At 74.0% G+C, this 12,757-nt stretch carries 12 protein-coding genes; 6 read left to right on the top strand and 6 right to left on the bottom strand.

The window, feature by feature from the left end; genetic code table 11:
* Window positions 1–123 precede the first annotated feature (123 nt).
* Together ACIF6F_RS18580 and ACIF6F_RS18575 are read right to left on the bottom strand one after the other, a co-directional pair.
* Window positions 124–930 carry a siderophore-interacting protein gene (locus tag ACIF6F_RS18580; protein ID WP_399947745.1) on the bottom strand — a complete coding sequence of 269 codons (807 nt, stop codon included), beginning with the start codon at window positions 928–930 and terminating at the stop codon, window positions 124–126.
* A 92-nt stretch (window positions 931–1,022) separates the two neighbouring features.
* Entirely contained in the window at window positions 1,023–1,928 is a 906-nt protein-coding gene (locus tag ACIF6F_RS18575) for a 5'-3' exonuclease H3TH domain-containing protein (protein ID WP_399947860.1), read from the bottom strand.
* A gap of 180 nt (window positions 1,929–2,108) precedes the next feature.
* Here ACIF6F_RS18575 and ACIF6F_RS18570 point away from each other — a divergent pair, with 180 nt between their 5' ends.
* Both ACIF6F_RS18570 and ACIF6F_RS18565 read left to right on the top strand, forming a co-directional pair.
* Window positions 2,109–2,696: a helix-turn-helix domain-containing protein gene (locus ACIF6F_RS18570; RefSeq protein ID WP_399947858.1), complete on the top strand. Its 588-nt coding sequence runs from the start codon at window positions 2,109–2,111 to the stop codon at window positions 2,694–2,696.
* A 31-nt stretch (window positions 2,697–2,727) separates the two neighbouring features.
* A complete protein-coding gene (locus ACIF6F_RS18565) occupies window positions 2,728–3,444 on the top strand; it encodes a helical backbone metal receptor (protein ID WP_399947743.1) in 717 nt (238 codons plus the stop codon).
* Here the strand turns inward: ACIF6F_RS18565 and ACIF6F_RS18560 are convergent.
* Window positions 3,413–4,555 (bottom strand): TDT family transporter, encoded by a 1,143-nt coding sequence (locus ACIF6F_RS18560; protein WP_399947741.1) that lies wholly within the window; start codon window positions 4,553–4,555, stop codon window positions 3,413–3,415. The genes ACIF6F_RS18565 and ACIF6F_RS18560 overlap by 32 nt on opposite strands.
* 70 nt (window positions 4,556–4,625) lie before the next feature.
* Between ACIF6F_RS18560 and ACIF6F_RS18555 the strand changes: the two genes are divergently transcribed.
* Window positions 4,626–5,582, top strand: a complete 957-nt coding sequence (locus ACIF6F_RS18555; RefSeq protein WP_399947739.1) for a LysR family transcriptional regulator — start codon at window positions 4,626–4,628, stop codon at window positions 5,580–5,582.
* Between the two features lie 359 nt (window positions 5,583–5,941).
* Here the strand turns inward: ACIF6F_RS18555 and ACIF6F_RS18550 are convergent, their stop codons facing one another.
* The 3 genes from ACIF6F_RS18550 to ACIF6F_RS18540 form a co-directional block, all read right to left on the bottom strand.
* Entirely contained in the window at window positions 5,942–6,646 is a 705-nt protein-coding gene (locus ACIF6F_RS18550; protein WP_399947737.1) for a gamma-glutamyl-gamma-aminobutyrate hydrolase family protein, read from the bottom strand.
* Between the two features lie 46 nt (window positions 6,647–6,692).
* A complete protein-coding gene (gene eat / locus ACIF6F_RS18545) occupies window positions 6,693–8,177 on the bottom strand; it encodes an ethanolamine permease (RefSeq protein WP_399947735.1) in 1,485 nt (494 codons plus the stop codon).
* Between the two features lie 175 nt (window positions 8,178–8,352).
* A complete protein-coding gene (locus tag ACIF6F_RS18540; RefSeq protein ID WP_399947733.1) occupies window positions 8,353–9,090 on the bottom strand; it encodes a FadR/GntR family transcriptional regulator in 738 nt (245 codons plus the stop codon).
* Between the two features lie 77 nt (window positions 9,091–9,167).
* Here ACIF6F_RS18540 and ACIF6F_RS18535 point away from each other — a divergent pair, with 77 nt between their 5' ends.
* Genes ACIF6F_RS18535 through ACIF6F_RS18525 form a run of 3 tightly spaced genes read left to right on the top strand, consistent with a single transcriptional unit; the run spans window position 9,168 to window position 12,708 of the window.
* Window positions 9,168–10,532, top strand: a complete 1,365-nt coding sequence (locus tag ACIF6F_RS18535) for a glutamine synthetase family protein (protein WP_399947731.1) — start codon at window positions 9,168–9,170, stop codon at window positions 10,530–10,532.
* A gap of 20 nt (window positions 10,533–10,552) precedes the next feature.
* Window positions 10,553–11,908, top strand: a complete 1,356-nt coding sequence (locus ACIF6F_RS18530) for an aldehyde dehydrogenase family protein (protein ID WP_399947856.1) — start codon at window positions 10,553–10,555, stop codon at window positions 11,906–11,908.
* Between the two features lie 5 nt (window positions 11,909–11,913).
* On the top strand, window positions 11,914–12,708 hold the full coding sequence (locus ACIF6F_RS18525) for a 3-oxoacyl-ACP reductase (RefSeq protein WP_399947729.1): 795 nt from the start codon (window positions 11,914–11,916) through the stop codon (window positions 12,706–12,708).
* The last annotated feature ends 49 nt before the right edge of the window (window positions 12,709–12,757 follow it).

The raw sequence follows: 12,757 nt of genomic DNA, 5'->3' as shown, positions 1-12,757 counted from the left end.
CCCGGGGAGGACCGGGGTGCGAACACGCCGGTGACAGGGTACGGGGCGTCCGCGCCCGGATGCGGAAACGCCGGCGGGGCCGCTCTCGCGGCCCCGCCGGCGTGATGGGTCACAGCGCCCCGGTCAGCCCTCCTGCTCGGCCTCCACCTGGGCGTTCCAGGCGCGCTTGGTCTCGCGCCACGCCTCGTCGGTGTGGCCCAGGCGCCAGTACCCGGAGATCGACAGCCGCTCGCGCGGGACACCGCGCTCCAGGCGCAGGTGGCGGCGGAGCGCCTTCACGAAGCCCGCCTCGCCGTGGACGAAGGCGTGCACGGAGCCCAGCGGGAACTCCAGGGAGGTGACGGCCTCCAGCAGGGCCTCGCCGACCGGGCGGCCGGCCCGGTGCAGCCAGACCGGCTGCACGCCGTCGGGCGTGGTGACCTTCAGCTCGTCCGCCTTGCCCTCGACCTCGACGAAGGCGCGCACGACCGCGCCGGCCGGCATCCGCTCCATCGCGGCGGCGATCGCCGGCAGGGCGCTCTCGTCGCCGACCAGCAGGTGCCAGTCCGCCACCGGGTCCGGGGCGTAGCCGCCGCCGGGGCCGAGGAAGTGGACGCGCTCGCCGGGCTGCGCGCGCAGGGCCCACGGGCCGGCGAGGCCCGTGTCGCCGTGCACGACGAAGTCGATGGTCAGCTCGCGGTGGACCGGGTCCCAGTTCCGCACGGTGTACGCGCGCTGGCGCGGCCACTGCTCGCGGGGGAGCGTGGCGCGGATCTGCTCCATGTCCCAGGGCTCGGCGTGGGTGACTCCGTCGGCGGGGAACAGCAGCTTGACGTAGTGGTCCGTGAACTCGCCGGCTTCGAACCCGGCCAGCTCCGGGCCGCCCAGCACCAGCCGCACCATGTGCGGGCTGAGCCGCTCGGTGTGTACGACCGTGGCCGTGCCAACCATGCGCGTACGAGCCTCCTTGAGGGCGACTCCTTCTGCCACGGTGGTACCCCGTTTCCCCAGACGTGTCACTTAGGTTTGCCTAACCTAGCACCTCAGGCGCGAAGTGTGGAGACAAGCCTGTCCACGGCTCCACCGAGACCCCAGCGTCGGGCCAGGTCAGCCAGCGCCTCGGGGTGGGCGGGGGCCTTCGGCAGCGTTGCGTCGAACGGGGGAAGCGGCACGTCAGAGGCCACCCGGACCACCTTGGGGGCCACCGCCACGTACGCCCGCGCCTCGTCCAGCCGCCTGCGCTGCGAGGGGGTGAGCCCCGACGCCGGGTCGTCGACGGCGGCCATGATCCCGTCCAGGTCCCCGAAGGCGTCCAGCAGCTTGGCCGCGGTCTTCTCCCCGATCCCGGGCACGCCCGGCAGGCCGTCGCTCGGGTCGCCGCGCAGCAGCGCCAGGTCCACGTATCCGGGGCCGTCGACCCCGTACTTCTCGCGCAGCACCGCCTCGTCCGTGATCTGGAGGGTGCCGACGCCCTTGAGCGGGTACAGCACGCGGGCCTGCCGGGCGTCGCTCACCAGCTGGTAGAGGTCGCGGTCGCCGGTGACGATGTCGACCGGACCGGTGGCACGGCCGGCGAGGGTGCCGATCACGTCGTCCGCCTCGTACCCGGCGACGCCGATCCGGGCGATGCCGAAGGCGTCGAGCGCCGCCTCGATCACCGGGACCTGCGGGGAGAGGGTGTCCGGGATCTCCTCCTCGTCGGGACCGGCCGGGGTCTCGACCGCGACGCGGTGCGCCTTGTACGAGGGGATCAGCTCGACCCGCCAGTGCGGCCGCCAGTCGGCGTCCATGCACGCGACCAGCTCGTCGGGGCGGTGGTCCTGGACCAGCCTGGCGATGAAGTCGAGCAGCCCGCGGACGGCGTTGACCGGAGTGCCGTCCGGGGCCCGCACGGAGTCCGGCACACCGAAGTACGCGCGGAAGTACAGGGAAGCGGTGTCGAGGAGCATCAGACGTCGGGTCATTCTGACGATGATGCCGCACCCCACCGACCGTGACGGTGCGGGCGCAGGCGTTCACCGGGGGCGTAGAGCCGCTGGGCCGTGAGCGCGAAACGGGGGGCGGAAGCTGCGTAAGGTGCTTACAGCACATCCATGTGCGACCGGACCAAGGGGAGGGCAGCCCCGGCCATGGACGACAAGGACAAGGAAAGGGACGGCAAGGACCCGCTTCGGGTGGGTGCCGCGGTGCGCAAGCGGCGCAGGGCGCTGAAGCTCACCCTCGCCGCCGTGTCGGCGCGCAGCGGGCTGTCGGTGCCGTTCCTGAGCCAGATAGAGAACGAGCGGGCCCGGCCGAGCATGCGCTCCCTGGAACGCGTGGCCGACGCCCTGGAGACCACCGCCGTCGAACTCCTCGCGGCCTCCGACAGTGCCCGCACCGTGGACCTCGTGCGCGCCGGGGACGACACCGGGCTCGCGCCCGCCGCGGGCGTGCGGCCCCTCGTCCGCGGCCACCACCAGCTGCACGCGCTGGAGTTCACCGGGGAGCAGGACGCCGGGCGCGAGTACCAGCACCGCAACGACGAGCTGATGTACGTGGTCGAGGGGTCCTGCCAGGTCGAGGCCGAGGGCCGGGCCTACCGGCTGGAGGCGGGCGACTCGCTGTTCCTGTCCGGCGGGGTGCGCCACCGCTGGCGGGCCACGGGCGAGGGCACCCGGCTGTTGGTGGTCGCCGTCGGCGACCACGTGGACGCGGTCACCGAACCGCCGGGGCGCTGATGCGGGTCGTGCGCCGGGCGGGGGCCGGCTGATGCGGGTCGTCTCGCTGGTGCCCTCGCTCACCGAGGCGGTCGCCGCCACGGAGCCGGGGCTGCTGGCCGGCGCCACCGACTGGTGCAGCCATCCCGCGGACCTGGACGTCGTCCGCATCGGCGGCACCAAGAACCCCGACGTGGCGGCGGTCGTCGCGCTGCGCCCGGACCTGGTGGTCGCCAACGAGGAGGAGAACCGCCTCCCCGACCTCGACGCCCTGCGCGCGGCGGGGCTGCGGGTGCTGGTGACCGAGGTGCGGGACCTGCCCGGTGCCTTCCGGGAGCTGGACCGGGTGCTCGTCGGGGGGTGCGGGCTGTCCCGGCCGGCCTGGCTGGACGAGGCCGAGGAGGCCTGGGCCGCGGTGGAGCCGGTGGGCGACCTGCGGGCCGTCGTCCCGGTGTGGCGGCGGCCCTGGATGGTGCTGGGCCGGGACACCTTCGCCGGCGACGTGCTGGCCCGGCTGGGGGTGCGGAACCTGTACGCCGGCCACGCCGAGCGGTACCCGAGGGTGCCGCTCGCGGAGCTCAACGCCTCGGGCGGCGACCTGGTGGTGCTGCCCGACGAGCCGTACGCCTTCCACGCGGGCGACGGCCCCGAGGCGTTCCCGGCGATGGCGGCCGCCCTGGTGAGCGGCCGCCATCTGACCTGGTACGGGCCCTCGCTGAGCGAGGCCCCCGCGGTGCTCAGCGGGGCGCTGCGAGCAGCTTTCCGCTGACCAGCCCCCGTACGGTGTGCACGGCCGCGGCCAGCCAGGCGGCGACCAGGGCCACGTACAGGGCCAGGGCCAGCCACTGGAGGGCGACCAGGCCGGTGTGGCGGGCGAGGCCCTCGAAGCCGGTGACGCAGGTGCCGACGGGGAAGGTGAAGGCCCACCAGGTCATCGCGAAGCCCATGCCCCGGCGGGCGGCGCGGACCACCATGGCGACGGCGAGGGCGGTCCAGAGGAGGGCGAAGCCCATCACGGGGACGCCGTAGACGACGGCGAAGGCGCCCAGGGCGCCGGCGTAGGGGGCGCCGATGGAGGTGGCGGCCTGGTCGGCGAGCTGGTTGACGGCGGTGGTGGACTGCCCGAGGGGGCCGAGCACCAGGAACAGGGTGGGGGTCAGGGCCAGGGGCAGGGGCCCGCCGACGATCAGCCGGCCGAGGATCAGGGGCAGCATCAGCAGGGTGGCCAGCAGGCTGATCCCGAACATCGCGTAGCAGGCCAGCAGCATCGCCTCGCGGGGCTGGCCGGCGGGCAGGTGGGGGATGAGCAGGGGGCCGAGGGCGGCGGAGACCATGGGGGCGACGAGGGGCAGCAGCCAGACGGGGCTGGCGGAACCGGCCTCGACCTTGTGCCGCACGACCATCAGGTAGGGCACGGCCACGGCGGCGAGCAGGCCGATCGCGGTGCCGGCGGTGAAGAGGACGGCGTCGGCGGCCACGGCCGCGCCCTCCCCGATCAGGTCCTTGCCGACCAGCAGGGTGCCGCCGCCGACGGCGAGCAGCGCCATGGACAGACAGCCGTAGAAGGGGGCGACGGCGGGGTCGAGGAGGTGGGCGCGGGCCTGGTCGCGGTGGTGCAGCCAGTGGCCGGTGCGGGCGGCCAGGACGGCGGCCAGGGCCACGGCCGACAGGACCCACATGACCTCGGCGAAGACGCGCATGCCCGGGAAGTGGTACGGGAGGCCCGCGCCGGCGTTGGCGATGATCGCCGTGCCCATCACGGAGGCGTACCAGTTGGGGCCGAGGTGGCGCAGGGCGGGCAGCCGGCGCTCGGCGCCGGTGCCGGGCCCGCTGCTGAGGCGGGGGCGGGTGAGGGGTCGGGGTTGCGCGATGGTGGCCATGACCTCAGCCTCGCGCGGGGGCGGGCGGCCGCGTAGGGGTGATCTTCCTATGAGGTCATAAACTGGATTTATGAGTGAGGAGCGCCGTGCTGCGGGGCGGGTGGGTGCCGTGGCTGCCGAGCAGGGGTCCCCGCTGGCGCACCGGGTGCCGGACCTGGGGTCGCTGGAACTGCTGCTGGCCGTGGCCCGGCTGGGCAGCCTGGGCGCGGCCGCCCGGGAGCTGGGCATCACGCAGCCCGCCGCCAGCAGCCGGATCCGGGCCATGGAGACGCGGCTGGGGGTGGCGCTGGTGGACCGTTCGCCGCGCGGCTCCCGGCTCACCGCCCAGGGCGCGCTGGTCACGGACTGGGCGCAGCGGGTGGTGGAGGCGGCCGAGGCCTTCGACGCGGGGGTGCAGGCGCTGCGGGGGCGGCGGGACTCCCGGCTGCGGGTGGCGGCCAGCCTGACGATCGCGGAGTACCTGATGCCGGGCTGGCTGATCGCGCTGCGCGCGGAGCGGCCGGACACCGCGGTGTCCCTGCGGGCCGGCAACTCGGTGGCGGTGGCGGATGCGGTGCTGGCCCGGGAGGCCGACCTGGGGTTCGTGGAGGGCCTGACCGTGCCGGACGGGCTCGACAGCGCCGCGGTGGCCCGGGACCGGCTGGTGGTCGCGGTGGCGCCGGGGCACCCGTGGGCGCGGCGGCGGTCGGGGGTGACGGGGCGGGAACTGGCGGCCACCCCGCTGATCCTGCGGGAGCGGGGGTCGGGGACGCGGCAGGTGCTGGATGCGGCGCTGCGTGCGTACGGGGGGCTGGCCGAGCCCCTGCTGGAACTGGCGTCCACCACCGCGGTGAAGGGTGCGGCGGTGAGCGGGGCGGGGCCGTGCGTGCTGTCCGAGCTGGCCGTGGGGGATGAGCTGGGGGCGCGGCGGCTGGTGGCGGTGCCGGTGGGCGGGGCCGCGCTGGAACGGGTGCTGCGGGCGGTGTGGCCCTCGGGGGCCCGTCCTGCCGGTCCGGCGCGGGACCTGCTGTCGCTGACGCGCGGCTGACGTCTTCCGGTACCGGCCCGGTGCCGGTCCCGTGCCGGGTGCGGGTCCCGCGCCGGGTGCGGGTCGTTGCCTCCCCCAGCTACCGCTGGGAGGTGCCCCCAGCGGGGCTTTCTCCCCGCCCCGCCCTTTCTCCGTTTCCCGGGCTTCGCCCGGACCCTTCGGGGGCGGAGCCCCGGTTTCGGGAAAGGGGCGGGGTGGGGCACGGCTCCGCGCAGCGGCGTGCGGTGGCCCTGGGGCTGGGGACTGCCCCAGGGACACCGCCCACCACGGGGGGCCGGGACCGGCACGGGACCGGGTGGGGGTCCGGAGCCGGCCGGGCGAGGGGCCCGGGGGCGAGCGGGGCCCGCGCCGCGGGCGGGTTACGCGACCGGCGCCGCCGTGAGGGCCGTGGCCGCGAGGAGGGAGCGCATGACGCGTACGTCACGGCCCCGCTCCGGGTGCCACTGCACGCCCAGGACCCACTGCGGGCCCGGGAGTTCGACGGCCTCCACCGTGCCGTCCAGGGCCCGGGCCGAGACGATCAGGTCCCGGCCCAGGCGGTCCACCGCCTGGTGGTGGTACGTCGGCACGTCCGTCGGCTCCGGCGCGATCTCCCCGTACCGCGTCCCGGCCACCGGCAGCACCCGGTGCTCGGACATCACGCCCGGTGCCTTCACGTGCCCCTCGATGTGCTGGACGAGGGTGCCGCCCAGGGCGACGTTCAGGGCCTGCATGCCCCGGCAGATGCCCAGCAGCGGGATCCGGCCCTCCGTCAGGGCCGCCCGGATCAGGGCCAGTTCCCACGCGTCGCGCTCCGGCGCCGGGGCGCCCGTACGCTCGTCGCGCACCGCCCCGTACCGCGCCGGGTCCACGTCCGGGCCGCCCGCGATGACCAGGCCGTCCAGCCGGGGCAGCAGCTCCTCCGCCGTCTCCGGGTCGTCGGGCGGCAGCAGGATCGCCGTGCCGCCGCACGCCTGCACGTACTCGTGGTATCCCGAGGGCGCCAGCGCCGCGGGGACGTCCCACGGGCCGTAACGGGCGGACTTCTCCAGGTAGGTGGTGATGCCGATGAGCGGCTTGGGCACGGTGGGGCCTTCCGTAGAACCTGCGGGGCGTACGGGCGTACGAGGGTCAGTCGCGGTCGAGCTCGGCCTCGGCCGCCGCGAGCGCCGCGAACTCCTCCTCCGGCGCGGAGGCCACCAGCCGGTGCCGACTGTAGAACGCGAAGTAGGCGAGGGCGACGGCGTACACGGCGAGGGCGATGAACGCGGCGTCCTTGTCCACCAGGAAGGTGGCGACCAGGGCCGACAGGGCGAGGACGAAGGCGGCCGTGGAGGTCGCCACCCCGCCCGGGGTGCGGTAGGGCCGGGCCAGGCCGGGCTCGCGGCGGCGCAGCACGATGTGGGAGAGGGCCATCAGCGCGTAGCTGATCGTGGCGCCGAAGACGGCGATGTTCAGCATCCGGGGGCCGTCGCCGGTGCCGGCGGCGAGCGCGAAGCCGAGGGCACCGGGGATCAGCAGGCCCAGGTACGGGGCCTTGCGCTTGCTGGTGAGGGAGAGGAACCGCGGCAGGTAGCCGGCCCGGGAGAGGGCGAAGAGCTGGCGCGAGCCCGCGTAGATGAGGGAGAAGAAGGAGGCGACCAGGCCCGCCAGACCCGCGTAGTTGACGAAGGTCTTCAGCCAGGACAGGCCCGGTGTCCCCTCCAGCGCGACGACGAGCGGGTTGCCGGCGTCCTTGACGGCGTCGGCGCCGCGCGCGCCGGTCGAGGCGAGGAAGGTGATCAGGGCGAGCAGCGCGAGGATGCCCATGGAGATGGCGAGCGCGCGGGGCATGGAGCGGACCGGGTCCTTGGCCTCCTCGGCGGCGAGCGGCACGCCCTCGACCCCGAGGAAGAACCACATGCCGAAGGGGAACGCCGCCCAGATGCCCAGCAGTCCGAAGGGCAGCCAGGAGTTCGCGCCGAGCGCGGAGGTGTCGACGGCGATGTCGTCGAGGCGGCCCGCGTCGAACTCGGTGAACGCGCCGACTGCGAAGACGAGCAGCGCGGCCACGGCGATGGCGGTGACCACCAGGCTGAAGCGGAGGGCCTCGCCGACGCCCCAGAGGTGGATGCCGATGAAGACGGCGAAGCAGGCCAGGTAGACCGGCCAGCCCGAGGTCAGGCCGAAGAGGTTCAGGGACTCGACGTAGTCGCCGATGAAGATGGCGATGGCCGCCGGGGCCAGGATGTACTCGATGAGGATCGCGGTGCCGGTGAGGAAGCCGCCCCAGGTGCCGAGCGCCCGGCGGGCGAAGCCGTAGCCGCCGCCCGCCGTGGGGAGGATGGCGGACAGCTCCGCGAGGGAGAAGACCAGGCATGCGTACATGGCGCCCATGAGGAGGGTGGCCAGGGCGAGTCCGCCGAAGCCGCCGTGCGCCAGGCCGGTGTTCCAGCCGGAGAAGTCGCCGGAGACGACGTACGCGACGCCGAGGCCGGTCAGCAGCAGCCAGCCGGCGCTGCCGCGGCGCAGGGTGCGCCGCTCCAGGTAGGCGGCGTCGCCGTCCGGGGCGGCGGCCTCGGGGGAGGCGGTGGGCGGGGGGACGGCGGCGGTGCGCGCCTCGGTGTCGTCGGCCATGTGCGCTCCTGCATCGAGGGGGGACGGGGGCGGCAAGCAATGGTTCGAGGCGATACCTTTGCCCTAGAGGGGTGGTGAGCGCAAGCCCCTGGAGTAAAAGGGGTGTGACGAGCGGCCGGCGGCCGCGCCCTGCACCGCCGCCCTTCCGCCTTTCCCGCCCCTCCCGCCCCGCCCCCTACGCCAGGAACCCGCGCAGCAGGGCCGCCGTGCCGCAGCAGTGCTCACGCATCAGTTCCCGGGCGGCCTCGGCGTCCCGTTCCAGGATCGCGTCGACCAGGGCCGCGTGCTGGCGCTGGGAGTGCTCCAGGTTCCGCACCAGCAGCGGGATGCAGTCCAGCAGGTCGTTGACCGTGGCCCGGACCGCCGCGTACTGGGCGGTGAGCGTCGCCGAGCCGGAGAGCTCGGCCAGCGTCAAGTGCAGCAGGGTGTCCAGCCGCCGGTACTCGCTCAGGGGCGCGTCCTGGGTGGCGGCGAGGGCCTCCCGCAGCCGCCGGGCGCCCTCGGTGGTCAGGCCCTGGGCCGCGCACAGCCCGGCCGCCCCGGTCTCCAGCACCTCGCGGAACCGCAGGACGTCCTCGATGTCGACGCCCGCGACCCGGCGGCGCAGCTCCTCCTCGGCGCCGCCGGCCGGGGTGTCGGGGCGCGGGAGCACGAACGTACCCCCGTACCGGCCGCGCCTGCTCTCCACCAGGCCCTGGTCCTGGAGCACCTTCAGCACCTCGCGCAGGGTCACCCGGCTGATCCCCATCCGGTCGGCCAACTCGCGCTCCGGGGGCAGGCGTTCGCCGCCGGCGACCAGTCCGAGGCGGACGATCCTGAGGATCTGCTGGAGCGCCTCCTCGAAGCCGTTCCCGGCCCGCACCTGGCGCAGCACCGGGCCGAGCAGGTCGTCGTTACCGCTTTCCGGTGTCATCTGGAAATCGCCCCTTCCCAAGCAATGGTCTTCCCGCATACCTTAGGCGCTCTCGGCTCACCGAAGGAGAGAATCCCGTGGTAGACCGCACACCGCCGCTGACGACGGAGGAGCTCCGCGCCCTCGTCGCGAGCGGCGAGATCGACACGGTCGTCCTGGCCTTCCCCGACATGCAGGGACGGCTCCAGGGCAAGCGGTTCGCCGCACCGTTCTTCCTCGACGAGGTCCTCGCACACGGCACCGAGGGCTGCAACTACCTGCTGGCCGTCGACACCGACATGAACACGGTCGACGGCTACGAGATGTCGTCCTGGGACCGTGGCTACGGCGACTTCGCCATGCACCCCGACCTCGCCACCCTCCGCCGCCTGCCCTGGAACGCCGGCACCGCCATGGTCATGGCCGACCTGGCCTGGGAGGACGGCTCACCCGTCGTGGCCGCCCCGCGCCAGATCCTGCGCCGCCAGCTGGAGCGGCTGGCCGAACTCGGCCTCACCGCGCAGGTCGGCACGGAGCTGGAGTTCATCGTCTTCAAGGACAGCTACGAGCAGGCCTGGGACGCCGGCTACCGCGACCTGACGCCCGCCAACCAGTACAACATCGACTACTCGGTCCTCGGCACCGGCCGCATCGAGCCCCTGCTGCGCCGCATCCGCAACGAGATGGCGGGCGCGGGGCTGGTCGTGGAGTCGGCCAAGGGCGAGTGCAACCTCGGCCAGCACGAGATCGCCTTCCGCTACGACGAGGCCCTCGTCACCTGCGACCAGCACTCCGTCTACAAGACGGGCGCCAAGGAGATCGCCGCCCAGGAGGGCATGTCGCTCACCTTCATGGCGAAGTTCAACGAGCGCGAGGGCAACTCCTGCCACATCCACCTCTCGCTCGCCGACGCCGACGGCCGCAACGCCATGGCCGGGGAGGGCCCCGGCGGGACGTCGGAGCTGATGCGGCACTTCCTCGCCGGACAGCTGGCCGCGCTGCGGGAGTTCTCCCTCCTGTACGCGCCCAACATCAACTCGTACAAGCGCTTCCGGCCCGGCTCCTTCGCGCCGACCGCCGTCGCCTGGGGCCGGGACAACCGCACCTGCGCCCTGCGGGTGGTCGGCCACGGCCGCTCCACGCGCTTCGAGAACCGGGTGCCCGGCGGGGACGTCAACCCGTACCTGGCCGTCGCGGCGATGGTCGCCGCCGGTCTGTACGGCGTGGAGAACCGGCTCGAACTGCCCGAGCCCTGCCCGGGCAACGCGTACACCGCCGACTTCGAGCACGTGCCCGGCACCCTGCGCGAGGCCGCCGAGCTCTGGGAGAACAGCGCCGTCGCCAAGGCGGCCTTCGGGCCCGAGGTCGTGGCCCACTACCGCAACATGGCGCGCGTCGAGCTCGACGCCTTCGACTCCGCGGTCACCGACTGGGAACTGCGCCGCTCCTTCGAACGTCTGTGAGGCACCCCTTGTCCGAGACCGTGCACGAGGTCTTGAACCCGGCGACCGAGGAGGTCGTCGCCACCGTCCCGGCCGCCACGGCCGCCGACGTCGACGCGGCCGTCGTACGGGCCGCCGCCGCCCAGCGCGGCTGGGCCGCCGCCGCGCCGGCCGACCGGGCCCGCCTGCTGCGCCGGTTCGCCTCCGTGGTCGACGACCACCGCGAGGAACTCGCCCTGCTGGAGGTCCGCGAGGCCGGCCACACCATCGGCAACGCCCGCTGGGAGGCGGGCAACGTGCGCGACCTGCTCGACTTCGCCGCCGGGGGAGTGGAGCGGCTCTCCGGCCGGCAGATCCCGGTACCGGGCGGGCTGGACGTGACCATCCTCGAACCGCTCGGTGTGGTCGGCGTGATCGCCCCCTGGAACTTCCCCATGCCGATCGCCGCCTGGGGCGCCGCGCCCGCCCTCGCCGCGGGCAACGCCGTGGTGCTCAAGCCGGCCGAGACCACCCCGCTCACCGCGCTGCGGCTGGCGGAGCTGGCGCTGGAGGCCGGACTGCCCGAGCACCTGTTCCAGGTGCTGCCGGGTGCCGGGCCGGTCGCCGGGCACGCCCTCGTCGAGCACCCGGGGGTGGCGAAGATCGTCTTCACCGGCTCGACCCGGGTCGGCAAGCAGATCATGGCGGCCTGCGCGGACCGGGTGAAGCGGGTCACGCTCGAACTCGGCGGCAAGAGCCCGAACATCGTCTTCGCGGACGCCGACGTCGAGGCGGCCGCCGCCGCGGCGCCGATGGCCTTCCTCGACAACACCGGCCAGGACTGCTGCGCCCGTACCCGGATCCTGGTCCAGCGCTCGGTCCACGACCGGTTCATGGAACTGCTGGAGCCCGCGGTCAAGGAGGTCCTGGTCGGGGATCCGATGGACGAGCGGACGCAGGTGGGGCCGCTGATCTCGCGGGCGCAGCTGGACCGCGTACGGTCGTATGTCACAGATGACCTTGCAATGGTCCGCGGCAGTGCCCCCGAGGGACCGGGCTTCTGGTTCCCGCCCACCGTCGTCACCGGGGTCGACCCCACCGCCCCGGTCGCCACCGAAGAGGTCTTCGGCCCGGTCGCGGTCGTACTGCCCTTCGAGGACGAGGACGACGCGGTGCGGCTGGCCAACGCCACCGAGTACGGCCTCTCCGGGTCCATCTGGACCCGGGACGTGGGCCGCGCGCTGCGGCTCTCCCGCGCCGTCGCCGCCGGCAACCTCTCCGTCAACTCCCACAGCAGCGTCCGCTACTGGACCCCCTTCGGCGGCTACAAGCAGTCCGGACTGGGCCGGGAGCTGGGCCCCGACGCCCTCACCGCCTTCACCGAAACCAAGAACGTCTTCATCAGCACGGAGGCCTGAACCCCATGAGCACCGAAGCAACGTCCGAGGTCGTCTGCCGCCGCCTGGTCGGCCGTACCGCGGTCATCACCGGCGCCGGCAGCGGCATCGGCCTGGCCACCGCGCGCCGCCTGGCCTCCGAGGGCGCCAACGTCGTCTGCGGCGACATCGACGAGACCGCCGGCAAGGCCGCGGCCGAGGCCGTGGGCGGCACCTTCGTGAAGGTCAACGTCACCGACCCCGAGGAGGTCGAGAACCTCTTCAAGGTCGCCTTCGACACCTACGGCTCCGTCGACATCGCCTTCAACAACGCGGGCATCTCCCCGCCCGACGACGACTCCATCCTCACCACCGGCCTGGAGGCCTGGAAGCGCGTCCAGGACGTCAACCTCACCTCCGTGTACCTGTGCTGCAAGGCCGCCCTCCCCTACATGCAGCGCCAGGGCCGGGGCTCCATCATCAACACCGCCTCCTTCGTCGCGATCATGGGTGCGGCCACCTCCCAGATCTCGTACACCGCCTCCAAGGGCGGCGTGCTGGCGATGTCCCGCGAGCTGGGCGTCCAGTTCGCCCGCGAGGGCATCCGCGTCAACGCCCTGTGCCCGGGCCCCGTCAACACCCCGCTGCTCCAGGAGCTGTTCGCCAAGGACCCGGAGCGCGCCGCGCGCCGCCTGGTGCACATCCCGGTCGGCCGGTTCGCCGAGGCCGACGAGATCGCCGCCGCCGTGGCCTTCCTGGCCAGCGACGACTCCTCCTTCATCAACGCCACCGACTTCCTCGTCGACGGCGGCATCTCCGGCGCGTACGTCACGCCGCTGTAGGACCGCCGGAAGACCGTCTCCCCTTCTCTCCCCCACACCGGCAGCCGGG

The organism is Streptomyces sp. NPDC086023 (assembly GCF_044540325.1).
Lineage (GTDB): Bacteria > Actinomycetota > Actinomycetes > Streptomycetales > Streptomycetaceae > Streptomyces.
This window is presented reverse-complemented; position numbering and strand designations above follow the sequence as displayed.